Here is a 17,454-nt window from a genome sequence, read left to right as displayed (position 1 = left end):
TTTGGTTTGATTTATTTCAGCCATCCGGCCTGCCGGATGGCTGATTCATTTGTGTGGTTCCTTTATGCAAGCCCTGCTGCTCTTCATTGACAAAGTCAGTACATGGATTGGCCAGTTTTTTTCTTGGCTGATTGTGGCGTTGACCTTGATGATTTCTTGGGAAGTTTTCTCCCGTTACGTGCTGGACAGCCCCCACTCATGGGCTTTTGATGTGATGAGCATGATGTATGGCACGCTGTTCATGATGGCTGGTGCTTACACCTTGTCCAAGAACGGCCATGTGCGTGGTGACGTGCTGTATGGTTTTTTCCCGCCACGCCTGCAAGCTTGGTTGGACTTGGCGCTCTATATTTTGTTTTTCATTCCGGGCGTGGTGGCATTGGCTTATGCGGGCTATGGCTTTGCGGCCGAATCTTGGGCCATCAACGAACACTCCAACATCACAGCGGATGGTCCGCCTGTGTACCCTTTCAAAACCATCTTGCCTCTGGCCGGCGCTTTCTTGCTGGCTCAGGGCTTGGTTGAAATCGTGCGTTGCATCGTCTGCATCAAACAAGGCGAATGGCCCAAGCGTGGCGATGACGTGGACGAAGTTGACGTCGAAAAACTCAAGGAAATGGTCAACGTGAAAGACGAAGACATCGCCAAACTGGGCGAACTGGCGACTGCGAAGGGAATTCAAAAATGAAAAAAGAAGTCTGGTTTGGCCTGACGATCATGGCCATGGTCGTCTTGGCGGCCTTTGTGTTGTTGCCTTCACCCGCTGAGATGACCAATGGTCATCTGGGTCTGTTGATGTTGGCTTTGGTGGTGGTGGCGATCATGTTGGGTTTCCCAACCGCTTTCACCTTGATGGGCATGGGCATGATCTTCGCGTGGATCGCCTACAAAAGCCAAAACCCCGATTTGGCGGTTCAGCAAACGCTGGACCTGATGGTTCAGCGTGCATATTCGGTCATGTCCAACGACGTGCTGATCTCGATTCCCTTGTTTGTGTTCATGGGTTATCTGATTGAACGCGCCAACCTGATCGAAAAGCTCTTCAAGAGCATGCACTTGGCCATGGCCCGTTTGCCCGGCTCTTTGGCGGTGGCCACCATCGTGACCTGCGCCATTTTCGCCACCGCCACCGGCATCGTGGGTGCGGTGGTCACGCTCATGGGCTTGCTGGCGCTGCCCGCCATGCTGCGGGCGGGTTACAGCGTTCAGCTGTCGGCGGGTGCCATCACTGCAGGCGGTTGTTTGGGTATTTTGATCCCCCCCTCGGTGATGTTGATTGTTTATGGTGCAACAGCTGGCGTGTCGGTGGTCAAGCTGTATGCCGGAGCATTTTTCCCAGGCATCATGTTGGCCACTTTGTATGTGCTTTACGTGGTCATCATTGCGAAATGGAAACCGCACATGGCACCGCCCATGTCGGCCGAAGACCGCATCGTGCCTTTGCCTGCTTTTGCACAAGTGGTGTCCAAAGACATCAGCAGCACGGTCTTGCCTGGCCTGATCGGTGCCATCAAAGGCAAACGCAATGCGGCTGTGCCCATGCGTGACCTGCTCAATCACCTGGTGATTGCTTTGCTGCCACTTTTGGCCGTGGCCGCGATCATGGGCACCATTTACTTCAAAGTCACTGCACCATTGCCCGTCGAGACGGTCGACGGTGTGGTGGCCATGGGTGGGGAGTTGTCGGATTCCACAGACAGTGCCGAAGAAAGCGAAAGCATCAGCGGCTTGTCTGAGCCTGAAGAAGATGGCTTGAAGCAGCCTCCCGGAACCGAAGCTGCGCCAGCGGCAGCTGCCCCTGCGGCAGACGTGAAGGAAACCGCACCGGCACCCACTGCAGCGGCGGTGACTGCTGCTGCCGAGTCAGCTGTTGAAGCTGAGCGTCAAGCAGCGCCTCTGTCATTCTGGATCGGCTTGGCCAGTTGTGCGGTGGCCTTGGCCATCTTCTATGCCTACTTCAGCTTTGTGCGCCTTGAAATCTTCAAGATGCTGCTGGGTTCGTTCTTCCCGCTCGCGCTCATGATCTTGGCCGTGCTGGGCACCATTGTGTTTGGTTTGGCCACGCCAACAGAGGCCGCAGCCATGGGCTCTTTGGGCGGCTTGCTGCTGGCGGCCGCTTACCGCAGGCTCAACTATGTGGTGCTGCGTGAGTCGGTTTACCTCACGGCCAAAACCAGTGCCATGGTGTGCTGGTTGTTTGTGGGCTCGAGCATCTTCTCGGCAGCGTTTGCGCTGCTGGGTGGGCAAGAGATCATCAACACTTGGGTCTTGGGCATGGACCTGACACCTGTGCAGTTCATGATCCTGGCGCAAGTGGTCATCTTCTTGCTGGGCTGGCCCCTGGAGTGGACCGAGATCATCGTGATTTTCATGCCGATCTTCATCCCCTTGTTGCCCCACTTCGGCATCGATCCGCTGTTCTTCGGCTTGTTGGTGGCCTTGAACCTGCAGACCGCTTTCCTGAGCCCCCCCGTGGCCATGGCGGCGTTCTACCTGAAGGGCGTGAGCCCACCGCACGTCACCTTGAACCAGATTTTTGCAGGCATGCTGCCCTTCATGGCCATCCAGGTGTTTGCGATCGTGCTGCTCTACATGTTCCCGGCCATTGGCATGTGGTTGCCTGAAGTTCTTTACAAGTAAACCCTGCTAAGCCAACCCATACCAAGTGCCTACTTGGTTTGTGTTGGCTTTTTTCATGAGCAATTTGAAGATCATTTCCGCAGATCAACAAAAGGCTTCATGTAAGGGTTTTTACAGTGTGAATGCGTGGGCTTGTCGTTAAGATCACATATGCAAAAAATTGCCTATCTTGGCCATGTGCTTTTGAAATCATCAGGAGTCTCAGATGTCTTCCAAAACTTCTTCTGTGTCGCGTCGTAGTTTGTTTTCGGGGGCTGCAACCGTGGGCGCTGTGGCCGCAGTCACGGCTGTGTTGCCTGCTGTCGTCAAGCCCACTGCACCCGTGGCAGCCGCATTGCCAAAACCCACGCGCGGCGGTGGTTACACCCTGAGCGAGCACGTTCAGCAGTACTACAAGACCACCCGCGTCTGATTCACTTTTTCTGTCCTTCCTGTTCATCCCCAACTGGAGCCCTCCATGTTGCTGACTAAAAAACAATCTGGCACCACCGGTGCCACCTCCTCGCCCTTCATCCACAGCTTGCGCCGTGGTTTGTCGCAGGCTTTGCCCACTTTGGATCGCCGCAGCTTTTTGCGCCGTTCAGGTCTTGGTGTGGGCGTGGGCCTGGCTGCATCACAACTGAGCTTGGTGCAAAAAGCCCAGGCTGCCACCGGCGCATCGATCGTGGGCGCTGGCAAAGTCGAAGTCAAGCGCACCATTTGCACCCACTGCTCAGTGGGTTGTGCGGTCGATGCCGTGGTCGAAAACGGCGTCTGGGTGCGCCAAGAAGCCGTGTTTGATTCGCCCATCAACCTGGGTGCGCACTGCGCCAAAGGTGCCGCGCTGCGCGAGCACGGTCACGGCGAGTACCGCCTGCGCTACCCCATGAAGCTGGTCAACGGCAAATACGAGCGCATCAGCTGGGACACGGCCCTCAACGAAATCAGCGCCAAGATGCTGGAGCTCAAAAAAGCCAGCGGTCCTGACAGCGTCTACTACATCGGCTCGTCCAAGCACAACAACGAACAAGCCTATTTGCTGCGCAAGTTCGTCAGCTTCTGGGGCACCAACAACTGTGACCACCAGGCGCGTATTTGCCACTCCACCACGGTGGCCGGTGTGGCCAACACTTGGGGTTATGGCGCCATGACCAACTCGTACAACGACATGCAAAACAGCAAGGTCGCTTTGTACATTGGCTCCAACGCTGCCGAAGCTCACCCTGTGTCGATGCTGCACATGCTGCACGCCAAGGAAAACGGCTGCAAGATGATCGTGGTCGACCCACGCTTCACCCGCACCGCGGCCAAAGCCGACGAGTACGTGCGCATCCGCTCCGGCACCGACATTCCTTTCCTGTTCGGTGTGCTGTATCACATCTTCAAGAACGGTTGGGAAGACAAAAAATACATCAACGACCGTGTCTACGGCATGGACGCCATCAAGACCGAAGTGCTGGCCAAGTGGACACCCGACAAGGTAGAAGAGGCCTGCGGCGTCAAAGAAGACCAAGTCTTCAAGATCGCCAAGATGCTGCACGAGAACAACCCCGGCACCATCGTCTGGTGCATGGGCCAGACCCAGCACACCATCGGCAACGCCATCGTGCGTGCTTCTTGCATCTTGCAATTGGCCTTGGGCAACGTGGGCAAGACCGGCGGCGGCACCAACATTTTCCGTGGCCACGACAACGTGCAAGGCGCGACCGACGTCGGCCCCAACCCTGACTCCTTGCCCGGCTACTATGGCTTGGCCGAAGGCTCTTGGAAGCACTTCGCCAACACCTGGGGCGTGGACTTCGAGTGGATCAAAAAGCAGTTCGCCAGCCCTGCCATGATGGGCAAGAACGGCATCACCGTTTCCCGCTGGATTGACGGTGTCCTCGAAAACAACGAGCTGATCGACCAAGACAGCAACCTGCGCGGCGTGTTCTATTGGGGCCATGCCCCCAACTCTCAGACCCGTGGTCTGGACATGAAGCGTGCCATGGACAAGCTGGACTTGTTGGTGGTGGTCGATCCTTACCCATCGGCCACAGCCGCCATGGCCGCGATGCCCGGCAAAGCCGAAGACCTGAACCCCAACCGCGCGGTGTACCTGTTGCCCGCTGCGACCCAGTTCGAAACCAGCGGTTCATGCACCGCGTCCAACCGCTCTTTGCAGTGGCGCGAGAAGGTCATCGAGCCTTTGTGGGAAAGCCGTTCCGATCACATGATCATGCACCAGCTGGCTGAAAAGCTGGGCTTTGCCAAAGAGCTGTCCAAGAACTACAAAATGCAAAAAGTCGGCGGCATGGACGAGCCAGTGCCCGAAGACATCCTGCGCGAAATCAACAAGTGCGTCTGGACCATTGGTTACACCGGTCAAAGCCCAGAGCGCCTGAAGGCCCACATGAAGAACATGAATGTGTTCGATGTGAAGACCCTCAAGGCCAAAGGCGGCAAAGACAAAGAAACCGGTTACGACTTCACCGGCGACTACTTCGGTCTGCCATGGCCTTGCTACGGCACGCCCGAACTCAAGCACCCCGGTTCGCCCAACCTGTACGACACCTCCAAGCACGTCATGGACGGCGGCGGTAACTTCCGCGCCAACTTTGGTGTGGAGCGCGAAGGCAAGAGCCTGTTGGCCGAAGACGGTTCGCACTCCATGGGCGCTGACATCACCACCGGCTACCCCGAACTCGACCACATCTTGCTCAAGAAATTGGGCTGGTGGGACGAGCTGACCGAGGCTGAAAAAGCCAAGGCCGAAGGCAAAAACTGGAAGACCGATTCGTCGGGCGGCATGATGCGCGTGTTCATGAAAGAACATGGCTGCCACCCCTTTGGCAATGCCAAAGCGCGTGCCGTGGTGTGGAACTTCCCAGATCCGATCCCGCAGCACCGCGAGCCTTTGTATGGCACGCGTCCAGACATGATGGCCAAGTACCCCACGCACGAAGACCGTAAGGCCTTCTGGCGTTTGCCAACCCTGTACAAAACCGTGCAGGACAAGAACATCGCCGACAAAGCGCACGAGACGTTCCCGCTCATCCTGACCTCTGGTCGTTTGGTCGAATACGAAGGTGGCGGCGAAGAAACCCGTTCCAACCCTTGGTTGGCCGAGTTGCAGCAAGAAGCCTATGTCGAGATCAACCCCAAGACGGCGGCAGATCGCGGCATTCGCAACGGCGAACGTGTTTGGTTGTTGGGTGCCACCGGTGCACGCCTGAATGTGCAAGCCTTGGTGACCGAACGCGTGGACGCCAGCACCGTGTGGATGCCTTTCCACTTCTCGGGCCGTTGGCAAGGTGCCGACATGCTGGCGCATTACCCCAAGGGTGCAGCGCCCATCGTGCGCGGCGAGGCGGTCAACACCGCCACCACCTACGGTTATGACAGCGTCACCATGATGCAAGAGTCAAAGACCACCATCTGCAACATCGAAAAAGCCTAAGCGCATCAGGAGAACACGATGGCACGAATGAAATTTATCTGCGATGCAGAGCGCTGCATCGAATGCAACGGCTGCGTGACCGCTTGCAAAAACGAACACGAAGTTCCATGGGGCGTGAACCGCCGCCGAGTGGTCACCTTGAACGACGGCGTTCCCGGTGAAAAGTCGATTTCGGTGGCTTGCATGCACTGCTCTGACGCCCCTTGCATGGCCGTTTGCCCGGTCAACTGCTTCTACAAAACCGAAGAAGGCGTGGTCTTGCACGACAAGGACATTTGCATTGGCTGCGGCTACTGCTCTTATGCCTGCCCGTTTGGCGCACCCCAATTCCCGTCCAACGGCACTTTCGGCTTGCGCGGCAAGATGGACAAGTGCACCTTCTGCGCCGGTGGCCCCGAAGAGCACGGCAGCCAGTCCGAATTCGAAAAATACGGTCGCAACCGTTTGGCCGAGGGCAAGTTGCCTGCTTGCGCAGAGATGTGCTCGACCAAGGCCTTGCTCGCCGGTGACGGCGATGTCATCACCGATATCTTGCGTGGCCGAGTGATCAGCCGTGGTGCTGGCGCCGAAGTCTGGGGCTGGGGCACCGCTTACGGCAACCAGGCCAAACCCGCCAAACAAGGAGCCTGAACATGAAAGCAGCTTTCATCATTTGCAGCGCTGCCATGTTGGTGGCTTGCGGCGAAAAACCGCAAGACGTCAAAGGCGTGCGGACCGACAAGCCGGCCTACAGCGGCACGGGTGTGGCCTCTTTCACCGAAGCCGGTTGGAAAGCCGGTGACAAAGACGGCTGGGCCAACCACCTCAAGGCCCGTGCCACTTACGGCCAAAACGACCACGTCCGCGCACCCAAGTGAGCGCCAAGGAGAAGTTCATGCGCCGCATGTTATTGACTTTCGGGCTGGCCTTGGCGGCAATGGGCGTGTCCGCCCAAACGCCAGCTCCGGCTGCGCCCGCCTCTGCGTCAGCGCCCACTGCACAAGCTGAAACCAGCTTGGGCGTGAAAAGCGCCAACGTCTTTCAATTGGCACCCAGCGCCGATGCTGATGCCCAATACAAAGACCAAACCAATGCCGAGCGTGCACAAGTTCAACCCGGCAACAATGCGCCCATGTGGCGTGCGGTGGGCCAAGGCGTGAATGGGTACACGAGTTTGCCCAAAAGCCAGGCTCCTGAAGCTGGCAACTTGATTCAACCCTTTGTGCAGTACCCTGGTTCCCGTTTGGCTTCGGCCGGTGAGTCTTGGCGGCAGGTGCGCAACAACATCATCATTCCTTACGGTGCGGCTTTGTTGTTCATTGCTGTCGGTGCGATGGCGTTGTTTTACTTCAGCAAAGGCACGATGGAGTTGCATGGCCAGGAAACAGGTCGCAAGATTGAGCGTTTCACGCCCTTTGAGCGCTCGGCCCACTGGGCCAATGCGATTGCGTTTTGCGCACTCGCCATCTCTGGCCTCGTGATGGCTTATGGCAAATTCTTTTTGCTGCCTATCTTGGGTGGCACCTTGTTTGGCTGGTTGTCATTTGCCTTGAAAAACATCCACAACTTCGCAGGACCTTTGTTTGCTGTGTCTTTGGTGATTGTGTTTGTCACTTTCTTGAAAGACAACTTGCCATCCAAAGAAGACTTGGTGTGGCTGGCCAAAGGCGGCGGCTTGTTCTCAGGCACCGAGGTTCCTTCGCACCGTTTCAATGCCGGTGAAAAGGTGGTGTTCTGGGGCGGTGTGTTGTTCCTCGGTTTGATCGTGGTGGGTTCTGGCTTGGTGCTGGACATGCTCATCCCCGGTCTGATCTACGAGCGCGGCACCATGCAAATTGCAGCCATGATCCACGGCGTGGCCGCCTTGTTCATGATGGCCATGTTCATTGGTCACATTTACATGGGCACGATCGGCATGCGCGGTGCTTACAAAGCCATGCGCGAAGGCTATGTGGACGAAACTTGGGCCAAAGAACACCATGAACTTTGGTACAAGGACATCAAGTCCGGCAAGATTCCGGCGCAACGCTCTGTGCCTGCATCGGACGCAGCTGTGACACCCGCTAAAACGGCTTCTGTTTGAGCCAGGAGAACACCATGAAAAAATACCTGCTTGTCATGTCGGCACTGGCCATCAGCTTTGGTGCCATGGCCAAATTGCCCGCCTTGAGCGACGAGGCCAAAGCCAAGGCCGTAGAAGCCGCTGCCAAAACCGCACACGGCAACAAAGTGGCCGACTTCCAGCTGTGCAAGTCACGCGAAAAAGTGGCAGCGCACTATTACAAAACCAATGGCAAGGGCAAAGCTGCACCCACGGCCACACCCGCTTGTGTGGACCCGGGTGCTTACAAGCCTGCTGAAACCACGGCGGCGGCACCTGCAGCAGCACCTGCCGCAGCTGCTGGGGCCAAGCCAGCGGCAGCACCTGCCAAAAAAGGCTGATCCTTTTTTCTGCTTCACTGCCAAATCCCCCGTCGGCAACGTCGGGGGATTTTTACGTTAGGCTCTTGCCATGTCTGCTGTTATGAATACCCCTGTGCCCACATTGGCCAAGCCCCACATCACGCAAGCGCGTGCACCCCTGACCCGCAACGTGAAGGTGTGCAATGAATGGGGTGAACACTCCGAAACACAAATCCCCGCCGAGAGGGCACTGACCGTTTATTTGGACAAAAAAGAACTGGTGACGCTGATGACCTTGGGTGCTGAGCCCGAATGGTTGGTCTTGGGCTTCTTGCGCAACCAACGTTTGGTGGACTCGGTGGACCAAATTGAATCGATCACGGTGGACTGGACGATTGGAGAAGGCGAAATCGGTGAGCCCGGCGTGGCGGCAGTCAAAACCCGTGCGGGGGCTCAAGTGGTGGTTGAGCGCAGTGCTGACCGCGTGGTGACCACCGGTTGCGGTCAGGGCAGCGTGTTTGGCGACTTGATGGCCCACATTGACGAGATTCAATTGCCTCCCGCCCAGATCACGCAAGGCCAGCTGTATGGTTTGGTGAACGCCATCCGCCTGCAAGAAACCACCTACAAATCGTCTGGCTCGGTGCACGGTTGCGCCTTGTTTCAGGGCGACGAGATGCTCATGTTTGTGGAAGACGTGGGGCGTCACAACGCAGTGGACACCATTGCCGGGTGGATGTGGATGAACGATGTGAGCGGCCAAGACAAGGTGTTCTACACCACAGGCCGTTTGACCAGCGAGATGGTGATCAAATCTGCCCAGATGGGCGTGCCCGTGGTTGTGTCACGCAGCGGCATCACCCAAATGGGGCTGGATGTCTCCAAGCGCCTCGGTCTGTGCGCCATCGGCCGCGCCACCAACAAGCGCTTTTTGTGCTTCAGTGCCCCTGAGCGCTTGGTCTGGCAGCCCGAACTGCTGACACCTTGACAACCTGACTGTCTGACAGGTCCAACTAAACGCGGCGACAGTTTTAAAGCCCATGCGTTCACTGTCGCTGTGTCGGACCTGAAGGTACCGACCTACAAATCTCTAGCAAGTCGATCCTTGAGGGTCCGTCATGTCATCGCTTCGCGAAATGACATTCTGAAGATGGATCATCGTCTCAGCCGTGGATGAACTTCGGCGCACGTTTGTTCAAAAACGCGTCCATGCCTTCTTTTTGGTCGGCGGTGGCAAACAGACCGTGGAACATGCGGCGCTCGAACATCACGCCGTCGCTCAGGCCGCTCTCAAAGGCGCGGTTCACGCTTTCTTTGGCCGCCATCACCGACAACTGGCCATAGCCACAAATCATCAAAGCAGCGCCCAGAGCTTCGTCCATCAGCTTGTCCAGCGGCACGACACGACTGACCAAACCGCCGCGCTCGGCTTCGTTGGCATCCATCATGCGCCCGGTGAGCACCAAGTCCATGGCCTTGGACTTGCCCATGGCGCGCGGCAGCCGCTGCGTGCCGCCAGCACCAGGGATGATGCCGATTTTGATTTCGGGCTGACCAAACTTGGCGTTGTCAGCGGCGATGATGAAGTCACACATCATGGCCAGCTCGCAGCCGCCGCCCAGTGCAAAGCCGCTCACGGCCGCGATCACCGGTTTGCGAATGCTGCGGATGGTTTCCCAGTTGCGGGTGATGAAGTCGTTTTTGTAGACCTCATGAAAATTGAATTTGGCCATGGCCGCGATGTCGGCGCCCGCTGCAAAAGCTTTTTCGCTGCCGGTGATGATGATGCAGCCAATGGCTTCGTCGGCGTCGAAGGCTTTGAGCGTCGTGCCCAGCTCGTCCATCAAGGCCCCGTTGAGCGCATTCAGGGCTTTGGGGCGGTTGAGGGTGATGATGCCCACTTGGCCGCCTTCGGTGCGGACTTCAATGTTTTCGTAGCTCATGGTTTTCTCCAGCAGTGATGTCAAACGGTGACTATAACCACGCCAGCTGTACCAAGCCTGTCGCTCTGGCGTTGGGGTGTGCATAGGGAAAACATTAACCAACCGTGCGGTCGGTTAATGGTACATTCGGGGATTCAGGAGACACGACATGACCGAATCCACCGCATCGGTGCTGTATGAAGTGCGAGGCGCTGTGGCGCTGGTCACGCTCAACCGCCCACAGGCCCTCAACAGTTTCACACGCGAAATGCACCACGCTTTGTGGGCAGCCTTTGACCAAGCCGAGGGCAACCCTGCCGTGCGTGCCTTGGTTTTGACGGGTGCAGGTCGTGGCTTTTGCGCCGGACTTGATTTGTCCGAACTCGATTTCACCCCGGGCCCCGGCTTGCTCGAACGAGCCGACCCCGGGCCGGTGATCAACGACGCCTTTAACCCCACCACGCGCCGTCTGCAGTCCCTGCGCATGCCGGTCATTTGCGCCGTCAATGGGGTTGCCGCAGGAGCCGGCGCATCGGTGGCCATGGCCTGCGACATTGCCATTGCCGCGCCGACCGCCAGTTTTGTGCAGGCCTTCAGCAAGATTGGCCTGATTCCCGACGCTGGGGGCAGCTGGTTGCTGGTCGAGCGCCTGGGTCTGCCCCGCGCCATGGCCTTGGCCATGACAGGTGACAAGTTGAGCGCCGACAAAGCCAAAGAGTGGGGCTTGATTTGGGAGGTGGCCGATGACTGCGTGGCCGCCGCCCTGGCGATGGCCGAGAAGCTGGCGGTGATGCCGACCCAGGCCCTGGTGGCCACACGCCACTTGCTGCGCGATGCGGGCACCCGTTCGCTGGACGCGCACCTGAACGTCGAGCGTGACACGCAATCGGCGCTGGGCAAAACACACGACTACATGGAAGGCGTGAATGCCTTTTTGCAAAAACGCGCCCCGCAATTCACGGGCCAATGATCCAAGGCAAACGATGAGTACCCCAGACCCCAAAGCCCTCGCCCGTTTGGTGGGCGACACCATGTTCGCAGTCGACGTGGCTTCTAAAGACACCATGGGCATGGAGCTGCTGGCCTGCGAGCCCGGCCGTGCCCTGATGCGCATGGTGGTCAAAGAGCTGCACCTGAACGGTCACAAGATCTGCCACGGCGGCTTCATCTTCACGCTGGCCGATTCCACCTTTGCCTTTGCCTGCAACAGCTACAACAAGAACGCAGTGGCGGCTGGTTGCAGCATCGAATTTTTGAAGCCCGGCAAGCTCGGCGATGTGCTGACCTGCGAAGGCCTTGAACAAACACTCAGCGGACGCCATGGCATTTACGACATGAAAGTCAGCAACCAAAACGGTGAAGTGATTGCCATGTTCCGCGGCAAGAGCGCTCAAATTCAGGGCACGGTTGTGCCCGAGTGAAACCCTTTATTGATTTTGAATCTGGAGAACCTCATGTCTGAAAAAGCCTTCCCCCTGGAGCCGATTGAAAAGGCCAGCATCGACGAGCTGCGCAGCCTGCAGCTCAAGCGCTTGAAGCAAACGCTGCAACACGCCTATGCCAATTCACCCGTGTACCGCGCCAAGTTCGATGCCGCAGGCGTGCACCCCGACGACTGCAAATCTCTGGCCGACATTGCCAAGTTCCCGTTCACCACCAAAGCCGACCTGCGCGACAGCTACCCCTTTGGCATGTTTGCCGTACCTCGTGAAAACTGCGCCCGCATCCATGCGTCCAGCGGCACCACCGGCAAACCCACGGTGGTGGGTTACACCCTCAAAGACATCGACACTTGGTCCACCGTGGTGGCACGCAGCATCCGCGCGGGGGGTGCCAAGCCCGGTGACATGGTGCACATCAGCTACGGCTATGGCCTGTTCACCGGCGGCATGGGCGCACACTACGGTGCCGAAAAACTCGGCCTCACCGTCGTGCCTTTTGGGGGCGGTCAGACCGAGCGCCAGGTGCAGCTGATTCAGGACTTCAAGTCCAACATCATCATGGTCACGCCCAGTTACATGCTGGCGATTGCCGACGAATTCGAGCGGCAAGGCATCGATCCTCAAACCAGCTCGCTGCGCATCGGCATCTTTGGCGCTGAGCCCTGGACCAACGACATGCGCCAGGCGATTGAAAAGCGCATGGCCATCGACGCGGTGGACATCTATGGCCTGTCGGAAGTGATGGGGCCGGGTGTGGCCAGCGAATGCATTGAGACCAAAGACGGCCCGACCATCTGGGAAGACCATTTCTACCCCGAGATCATCAACCCCGAGACGGGCGAGCCGGTGGCCGATGGCGAAATGGGCGAGTTGGTCTTCACCAGCCTGACCAAGGAAGCGCTGCCCATCATCCGCTACCGCACCCGTGACCTGACGCGTCTGCTGCCCGGTACCGCACGCAACATGCGCCGCATGGAAAAGATCACCGGCCGCAGCGACGACATGATGATCATCCGGGGCGTGAACGTGTTCCCCAGCCAGATCGAAGAGCTGATTTTGAAGCGTGCCGAGTTGGCCCCGCACTACCAGTGCGTGTTGACCCGCGAAGGCCCGATGGATGACCTGAAAGTGGTGGTTGAGACCAAGCCGGGTGTCTCCCCCGAGAGCGTCGAAGCCCGCGCAGCGGCCAAACAGTTGCAGCACGAGATCAAAGTGTTCATTGGCTCCAGCGTGGCGATTGAACTCAAAACCGAAGGCGGCGTGGAGCGCAGTCAGGGCAAAGCCAAGCGGGTGTTGGATTTGCGCAGCAAGTGACGCGGCTTGCGGGCAACACGCGCCCGCATGGACCCCAATGGGTCCAGCTGAGCCTCACGCTGCAGGCCAGCCGCTTTGGCGGCCCTCGGCCGTGGCCAGTTTCCAGGTGCTGGACTCCTCGGGCATTTTCATGGGCAAGCGCAGCAGGCGTTTGTCGCGTGCGACCAGGGCGATGAATTGACGTTCTTGGCCGAGCAAAGCGCTCAGTTCATCGAGTTTGTTCAGACGCCAACTGCCGCCTTGGCCCTTGTTCCCCACGTCCAGCCCCAACCACTCGTCACCTGCGGCCAGGCCTGCTGCCTCGGCAGCGCTGTGGCGCAGCACGCTTTTGACGTGCACATGGCCACTGTTTTCGTTCACGCGCAGGCCCAGGCGTTGTGGCAGGGAGCCGGCTTCGGACTTGATGTCAATGCCCTGACTTGACAGCAGTTCGCGCAGGGGCAGGTCATGGGTGCTGTGCACCCAGGCTTGGATTTCAGCTTGCCAACTGCGCCCGGTCAGGGCGTGCAACTCGTCGAGCAAATCCTGTTCGCGCATGGGCCCAGCTTTGCAGCGTTTCCACAGGCCGCGCATCACGCCGTCCAGGGTGTGGCCTTCTTTGCGCAGGCTCAAGTCCAGACACAAGGCGACCAAGGAACCTTTGGTGTAATAACTCACGGTGGCGTTGAGTGTGTTTTCGTCCTGGCGGTAGTACTTGACCCAGGCGTCAAAGCTGGCCTGTGCCACAGTCTGAACATGGCGGCCTGGTGTTTGCTGAACTTGGTTGATGGCTTGGCCCAAGAGCTTCAGGTAAGTGGCATCGTCAATCAGGCCCGCTCGGCGCAGCAGCAGATCGTCGTAATAACTGGTGAAGCCTTCAAAGAACCACAGCAGTGGCGTGTAGTTTTCTTGGGTGTAGTCGTAGCTGGCCAAGGCATCTGGGCGCAGTTGCTTGACGTTCCAGGTGTGAAAGTACTCATGGCTGATCAGCCCCAACAAGGTGGTGTAACCGTCGCTGGCAAACGGGCGGCCCTGCTTGTGCACGAGGCGTGGCAGGTCGGCGCGGTTGCAGATCAGCGCAGTGCTGTTGACGTGCTCCAGTCCGCCGTAGCCGTCGTGCACGGCGTTGAGCATGAAGAGGTAACTTTGGTGAGGTGCTTTGGAGCCGGCCTGCGAGCCTTGTCCGTGCCAAAAGCGAATTTCAGCCTCGCAGATTTTTTGTGCATCGGCCAGCAGGCGGTCACCATCAAAAGAGGGCAGAGCACCGGCCACCACAAAGCGGTGCGCAATGCCGCAAGCCGAAAACTGACCGCTCCAAAACTCGCCCAACTCGACCGGACAATCCACCAGTTGGTCGTAGTTGACAGCTTGGTACAGGCCAAAGCCTTTTTTGTCGGTTTTGACGGGTGTCAGGCCCGTGGCGGCTTGCCAGGTCGCTTGGCCTTTGACGGCGGGCAGCAGCAGCTGGTGCGGCGCATGCTCTTGACCATGCACCCGCAAGCAAAGACTGGTGCCATTGAAAAAACCGCGCTGGCTGTCGAGCCAAGCGGTGCGCACCGACGGGTCAAAGGCATAGACCTCGTAGCTAAGCACCAAAGCTTGATCGCGCTTGCAGCTCATCACCCATGTGCATTTGTCCTGTTGGCTCAAGGCGATGCTGCGACGGCCTTGTTTGGCCGTGAGTTTTTGCAGGTTTTTGGCAAATTCGCGCACCAGATAACTGCCGGGAATCCAGACTGGCAGTGACACGGTTTGAGTGGCTTGGGGCTCCGGGACGGTCAGCGTGACACGAAACAAGTGGGCGTGCAGGTCGGCGGCTTCAACGGTGTAGTGGATGGCGGTCATGGGTCAAGGCTGAAATGGGGGGGCTTGGGCTCAGGTGGCGCCTGCGGCCAAAAAACAGCTCAGGCTGGCCACGATGGTCAGCTGCAAGCGCATGGGCAGCCACGGTGCCAGGCCTGCGGCAGGCCATGTGCGCCGGTCCATCACGTAGCAGCCGATCAGCACAAATCCCAGCAAGGGCAAACCGGCAAAGGCGGGCATCATCACGCCCACCCAAGCCAGGATGGAAGGCACCACGCCCCAGGTGAAATGGATGCGCGGAGCGTTGGGCACGATCAAGGCATTGCGAAACCCCACACCCCAGTGAATGCCCCCCAAAAAGGACACGATCACTGCGCCATAGCCCTGCATGGCCAAGGCCACATAAGGGTGCAAGTCAGGACCCACCAACCACAGACACAGGGCCAAAAACACAAAAGGGATCAAACCTGCATAACCCAGGCGTCGGATCCATTGCCAAGTAGGGTCTTCGCTGGTGTTCATGTTCATTTGATGTCAGCGAGCATTTTTTCGATCTGGGCCAAAGGCACAGCACCTGGCACGCGTGTGCCATCGGCCAACAAGATCATGGGTGTTCCGGTGATGCGGTTCTTCTTGCCAAATTCCACCACGGTGTCAATGGCGCTGGCATCGCAGTTGGCTGTCACCGGCACTGTCGCGTTGATCATCCAGTCGTTCCAGGTTTTGGCTTTGTCTTTGGCGCACCAGATGTTTTTGGACTTGGTCTTGGAGTCCTCGCCCAAGATGGGGTAGAGGAAGTGATAGATGGTCACGTTGTCCAGCTTTTGCAGGTCTTTCTCGAAGCGCTTGCAGTAGCCGCAGTTGGGATCGGCGAAAACCGCCAATTTGCGTTTGCCGTTGCCGCGCACCTGGGTGAAGGCGGTTTTCAGGGGCAACTGGTCAAAGGGGATGGCCGACAGTTTGTCCATGCGCTCTTCGGTCAGGTTGCGTTTTTGCTTGACGTCGATCAGCGCCCCTTGGATCAAAAAGTTGCCCTCGGCGTCGCTGTACATCACATCGTTGCCCATGCGGATTTCATAGAGGCCGTTCATCGGCGTTTTGCTGACCTCGTCAATTTTGGGCAGGTTGCTCAGGCGCTCGCTCAGGTTTTTGCGGATGGTGGCTTCTTGGGCCATCACGCTGCCCAAAGACAAAGCGGTGGTGGCCACAATCAAGGCCAACTTGGAGAGAACGAACTTCATAAAAACGCTTTCAGATGCAGAAAAACAAAAGGGCAGTTCAGCGCGAAGCTGAAGCTTCATGCGCACTTTGGCCCATGGCGCGTTGGGTCATCCAGTGCTTGAGGGGACCGCTGCGGTCAAAGCCACGCATCCCCCAATTGCGCAGGTTTTGCCACACCGGACCGGGCTGCGCAAACAAGCGTTGCAGGCCATCGGTGACCAGGCCCATGGCCTGGACATCGGCTTGACGTGCGCGTTCGTAGCGGCGAAGCAGTTTAGGGTCATAAAGTGGCCGCCAAAATTCTTTGGCACGGATCACCTGCACCAGTTCAGCCACATCGGCCAGGCCCACGTTCAGGCCTTGACCTGCCAGCGGGTGCATGGCGTGAGCGGCGTCACCGGCCAGCACAAAAGCCTGTTTCGTGGTGCCGGGCATCACGCCCATCCAGCGCGAGGCACGGGCCAGTTGCAGCGGCCACACAGCACGCTCTGCAGACAGCGTCATGTGACCCAAGGCCAGGCCACAGGCCTGTGCCAATTCGGCGGCAAAGGCTTCGGCAGTCAGACCCATCAGGTCAGCGGCCCGCAGAGGGTGGACGGACCAGACCAGCGCCACTTCGCGGCCACCTTCACCGCCCAGGGGCAGCAGCGCCAAGATCTCGGCTTGGGCTTCAGTTTTGCCCGGCACTTGGCCCCAGGTGAACCACTGGCGTGCCACGCCACCGTGCGGCCGTTCGCAGAGCAAACGGGTCGCCACGGCGTGCTGCTCATAGGCCTTGATGTCAAAAGCCACGCCCAGTTGTGCGCGGGTCAGGCTGTCGCGGCCTTCACAAATCACAGTGAGGGAAGCGGCCACGGGGGCCTGCACGACTTCGATCAACGGTTGAAACTGAACGGCTGACGTCAAGCGTGCTTCCAGCACGGGCACGTCCACCATCCAGTTGAGTTCGCCTGTGCCCAGGTTGGGGGTGTCAAAAGTCAATTCACCGCCGTGGTCGCCAAAGACCTGCATCTGGTGCACAGGTGTGACGGCCGGGCTGTCAGGCCAGCAGCGCAGGTCTTGCAAAATGCGCTGCGAAGCCCCATTGAGCGAGTAGGCCCGCACGTCGGGGCTTGCGCCTTTGACAGGTGCATCGACCAGCGCCACGCGCAGACGTTCGCGGGCCAGCAGCAGTGCCAAAGTGCGGCCCACAATGCCAGCGCCGCGGATGCAAATATCGGAAGGGTTAGCCATGGCTGCATTGTAGGTGGCAGCCCCAGTGCACCAAGCGGTCACTGGACCACAAGACCCTGTCCATCCTGGGCATGTCCTGAATGAGCACATCTCATTCGTC

17 protein-coding genes are annotated in these 17,454 nt (G+C 58.4%); 12 read left to right on the top strand and 5 right to left on the bottom strand.

Translation table 11 applies throughout. The features are described 5' to 3' along the window. The first annotated feature begins 64 nt into the window (after nucleotides 1–64). The 9 genes from AMM41_RS13010 (at nucleotide 65) to AMM41_RS12970 (ending at nucleotide 9,428) form a co-directional block, all read left to right on the top strand. A complete protein-coding gene (locus tag AMM41_RS13010) occupies nucleotides 65–688 on the top strand; it encodes a TRAP transporter small permease subunit (protein ID WP_089959061.1) in 624 nt (207 codons plus the stop codon). Next, nucleotides 685–2,640, top strand: coding sequence for a TRAP transporter large permease (locus AMM41_RS13005; RefSeq protein WP_089959057.1), 1,956 nt, complete (start codon nucleotides 685–687; stop codon nucleotides 2,638–2,640). The genes AMM41_RS13010 and AMM41_RS13005 overlap by 4 nt, the downstream gene beginning before the upstream one ends. A gap of 205 nt (nucleotides 2,641–2,845) precedes the next feature. Next, entirely contained in the window at nucleotides 2,846–3,052 is a 207-nt protein-coding gene (locus tag AMM41_RS13000; RefSeq protein WP_089959053.1) for a formate dehydrogenase, read from the top strand. A 45-nt stretch (nucleotides 3,053–3,097) separates the two neighbouring features. Next, the gene (locus AMM41_RS12995) at nucleotides 3,098–6,058 is read left to right on the top strand and encodes a formate dehydrogenase subunit alpha (RefSeq protein ID WP_089959050.1); all 2,961 of its coding nucleotides are present in this window, start codon (nucleotides 3,098–3,100) and stop codon (nucleotides 6,056–6,058) included. A gap of 18 nt (nucleotides 6,059–6,076) precedes the next feature. Beyond that, nucleotides 6,077–6,688, top strand: coding sequence for a formate dehydrogenase FDH3 subunit beta (gene fdh3B / locus AMM41_RS12990; RefSeq protein WP_089959046.1), 612 nt, complete (start codon nucleotides 6,077–6,079; stop codon nucleotides 6,686–6,688). Between the two features lie 2 nt (nucleotides 6,689–6,690). After that, on the top strand, nucleotides 6,691–6,915 hold the full coding sequence (locus AMM41_RS12985) for a hypothetical protein (protein WP_089959042.1): 225 nt from the start codon (nucleotides 6,691–6,693) through the stop codon (nucleotides 6,913–6,915). A gap of 17 nt (nucleotides 6,916–6,932) precedes the next feature. Further along, nucleotides 6,933–8,120 (top strand): formate dehydrogenase subunit gamma, encoded by a 1,188-nt coding sequence (locus AMM41_RS12980; RefSeq protein WP_089959166.1) that lies wholly within the window; start codon nucleotides 6,933–6,935, stop codon nucleotides 8,118–8,120. A 14-nt stretch (nucleotides 8,121–8,134) separates the two neighbouring features. Beyond that, nucleotides 8,135–8,479 carry a hypothetical protein gene (locus AMM41_RS12975; RefSeq protein ID WP_089959038.1) on the top strand — a complete coding sequence of 115 codons (345 nt, stop codon included), beginning with the start codon at nucleotides 8,135–8,137 and terminating at the stop codon, nucleotides 8,477–8,479. 70 nt (nucleotides 8,480–8,549) lie between these two features. After that, nucleotides 8,550–9,428: a formate dehydrogenase accessory sulfurtransferase FdhD gene (locus tag AMM41_RS12970; RefSeq protein ID WP_089959035.1), complete on the top strand. Its 879-nt coding sequence runs from the start codon at nucleotides 8,550–8,552 to the stop codon at nucleotides 9,426–9,428. Between the two features lie 175 nt (nucleotides 9,429–9,603). Here AMM41_RS12970 and AMM41_RS12965 read toward each other — a convergent pair whose 3' ends face one another. After that, nucleotides 9,604–10,383: an enoyl-CoA hydratase gene (locus AMM41_RS12965; protein WP_089959032.1), complete on the bottom strand. Its 780-nt coding sequence runs from the start codon at nucleotides 10,381–10,383 to the stop codon at nucleotides 9,604–9,606. Between the two features lie 148 nt (nucleotides 10,384–10,531). Between AMM41_RS12965 and AMM41_RS12960 the strand changes: the two genes are divergently transcribed. Genes AMM41_RS12960 through paaK form a run of 3 tightly spaced genes read left to right on the top strand, consistent with a single transcriptional unit; the run spans nucleotide 10,532 to nucleotide 13,118 of the window. After that, nucleotides 10,532–11,332 (top strand): enoyl-CoA hydratase-related protein, encoded by an 801-nt coding sequence (locus AMM41_RS12960; RefSeq protein WP_089959028.1) that lies wholly within the window; start codon nucleotides 10,532–10,534, stop codon nucleotides 11,330–11,332. Nucleotides 11,333–11,345: 13 nt separating this feature from the next. Then, entirely contained in the window at nucleotides 11,346–11,783 is a 438-nt protein-coding gene (gene paaI, locus AMM41_RS12955; protein WP_089959021.1) for a hydroxyphenylacetyl-CoA thioesterase PaaI, read from the top strand. Between the two features lie 33 nt (nucleotides 11,784–11,816). Beyond that, entirely contained in the window at nucleotides 11,817–13,118 is a 1,302-nt protein-coding gene (gene paaK, locus AMM41_RS12950) for a phenylacetate--CoA ligase PaaK (protein WP_089959018.1), read from the top strand. Nucleotides 13,119–13,172: 54 nt separating this feature from the next. On the opposite strand, the gene AMM41_RS12945 is transcribed toward paaK, so the two are convergent. The 4 genes from AMM41_RS12945 to AMM41_RS12930 are packed head-to-tail and all read right to left on the bottom strand — an operon-like array spanning nucleotide 13,173 to nucleotide 17,354. Then, entirely contained in the window at nucleotides 13,173–14,942 is a 1,770-nt protein-coding gene (locus tag AMM41_RS12945) for a M61 family metallopeptidase (protein WP_089959014.1), read from the bottom strand. 30 nt (nucleotides 14,943–14,972) lie between these two features. Beyond that, nucleotides 14,973–15,428 (bottom strand): DUF3429 domain-containing protein, encoded by a 456-nt coding sequence (locus AMM41_RS12940; protein ID WP_089959010.1) that lies wholly within the window; start codon nucleotides 15,426–15,428, stop codon nucleotides 14,973–14,975. Further along, the gene (locus AMM41_RS12935) at nucleotides 15,425–16,141 is read right to left on the bottom strand and encodes a DsbC family protein (RefSeq protein WP_089959007.1); all 717 of its coding nucleotides are present in this window, start codon (nucleotides 16,139–16,141) and stop codon (nucleotides 15,425–15,427) included. Before AMM41_RS12935 ends, AMM41_RS12940 begins: the two co-directional genes overlap by 4 nt. A gap of 37 nt (nucleotides 16,142–16,178) precedes the next feature. Continuing rightward, a complete protein-coding gene (locus tag AMM41_RS12930) occupies nucleotides 16,179–17,354 on the bottom strand; it encodes an FAD-dependent monooxygenase (RefSeq protein WP_089959162.1) in 1,176 nt (391 codons plus the stop codon). Nucleotides 17,355–17,454 lie beyond the last annotated feature (100 nt).

The sequence above is a fragment of the Limnohabitans sp. 2KL-3 genome (assembly GCF_001269405.1).
In the GTDB taxonomy this organism is placed as follows: domain Bacteria; phylum Pseudomonadota; class Gammaproteobacteria; order Burkholderiales; family Burkholderiaceae_C; genus Limnohabitans_A.
Note: the sequence above shows the minus strand (reverse complement) of the source record. Positions and strands in the feature narration are given on the sequence as shown.

Excerpts from the sequence above, each read along its gene's own strand:
- AMM41_RS12970 (WP_089959035.1), top strand. The coding sequence starts at position 8,550 with ATGTCTGCTGTTATGAATACCCCTGTGCCCACATTGGCCAAGCCCCAC.
- AMM41_RS12975 (WP_089959038.1), top strand. The coding sequence starts at position 8,135 with ATGAAAAAATACCTGCTTGTCATGTCGGCACTGGCCATCAGCTTTGGT.
- AMM41_RS13010 (WP_089959061.1), top strand. The coding sequence starts at position 65 with ATGCAAGCCCTGCTGCTCTTCATTGACAAAGTCAGTACATGGATTGGC.
- AMM41_RS12935 (WP_089959007.1), bottom strand. The coding sequence starts at position 16,141 with ATGAAGTTCGTTCTCTCCAAGTTGGCCTTGATTGTGGCCACCACCGCT.
- paaK (WP_089959018.1), top strand. The coding sequence starts at position 11,817 with ATGTCTGAAAAAGCCTTCCCCCTGGAGCCGATTGAAAAGGCCAGCATC.
- paaI (WP_089959021.1), top strand. The coding sequence starts at position 11,346 with ATGAGTACCCCAGACCCCAAAGCCCTCGCCCGTTTGGTGGGCGACACC.
- AMM41_RS13000 (WP_089959053.1), top strand. The coding sequence starts at position 2,846 with ATGTCTTCCAAAACTTCTTCTGTGTCGCGTCGTAGTTTGTTTTCGGGG.
- AMM41_RS12995 (WP_089959050.1), top strand. The coding sequence starts at position 3,098 with ATGTTGCTGACTAAAAAACAATCTGGCACCACCGGTGCCACCTCCTCG.
- AMM41_RS12945 (WP_089959014.1), bottom strand. The coding sequence starts at position 14,942 with ATGACCGCCATCCACTACACCGTTGAAGCCGCCGACCTGCACGCCCAC.
- AMM41_RS12940 (WP_089959010.1), bottom strand. The coding sequence starts at position 15,428 with ATGAACATGAACACCAGCGAAGACCCTACTTGGCAATGGATCCGACGC.
- AMM41_RS12960 (WP_089959028.1), top strand. The coding sequence starts at position 10,532 with ATGACCGAATCCACCGCATCGGTGCTGTATGAAGTGCGAGGCGCTGTG.
- AMM41_RS12930 (WP_089959162.1), bottom strand. The coding sequence starts at position 17,354 with ATGGCTAACCCTTCCGATATTTGCATCCGCGGCGCTGGCATTGTGGGC.
- AMM41_RS12980 (WP_089959166.1), top strand. The coding sequence starts at position 6,933 with ATGCGCCGCATGTTATTGACTTTCGGGCTGGCCTTGGCGGCAATGGGC.
- AMM41_RS12985 (WP_089959042.1), top strand. The coding sequence starts at position 6,691 with ATGAAAGCAGCTTTCATCATTTGCAGCGCTGCCATGTTGGTGGCTTGC.
- fdh3B (WP_089959046.1), top strand. The coding sequence starts at position 6,077 with ATGGCACGAATGAAATTTATCTGCGATGCAGAGCGCTGCATCGAATGC.
- AMM41_RS13005 (WP_089959057.1), top strand. The coding sequence starts at position 685 with ATGAAAAAAGAAGTCTGGTTTGGCCTGACGATCATGGCCATGGTCGTC.
- AMM41_RS12965 (WP_089959032.1), bottom strand. The coding sequence starts at position 10,383 with ATGAGCTACGAAAACATTGAAGTCCGCACCGAAGGCGGCCAAGTGGGC.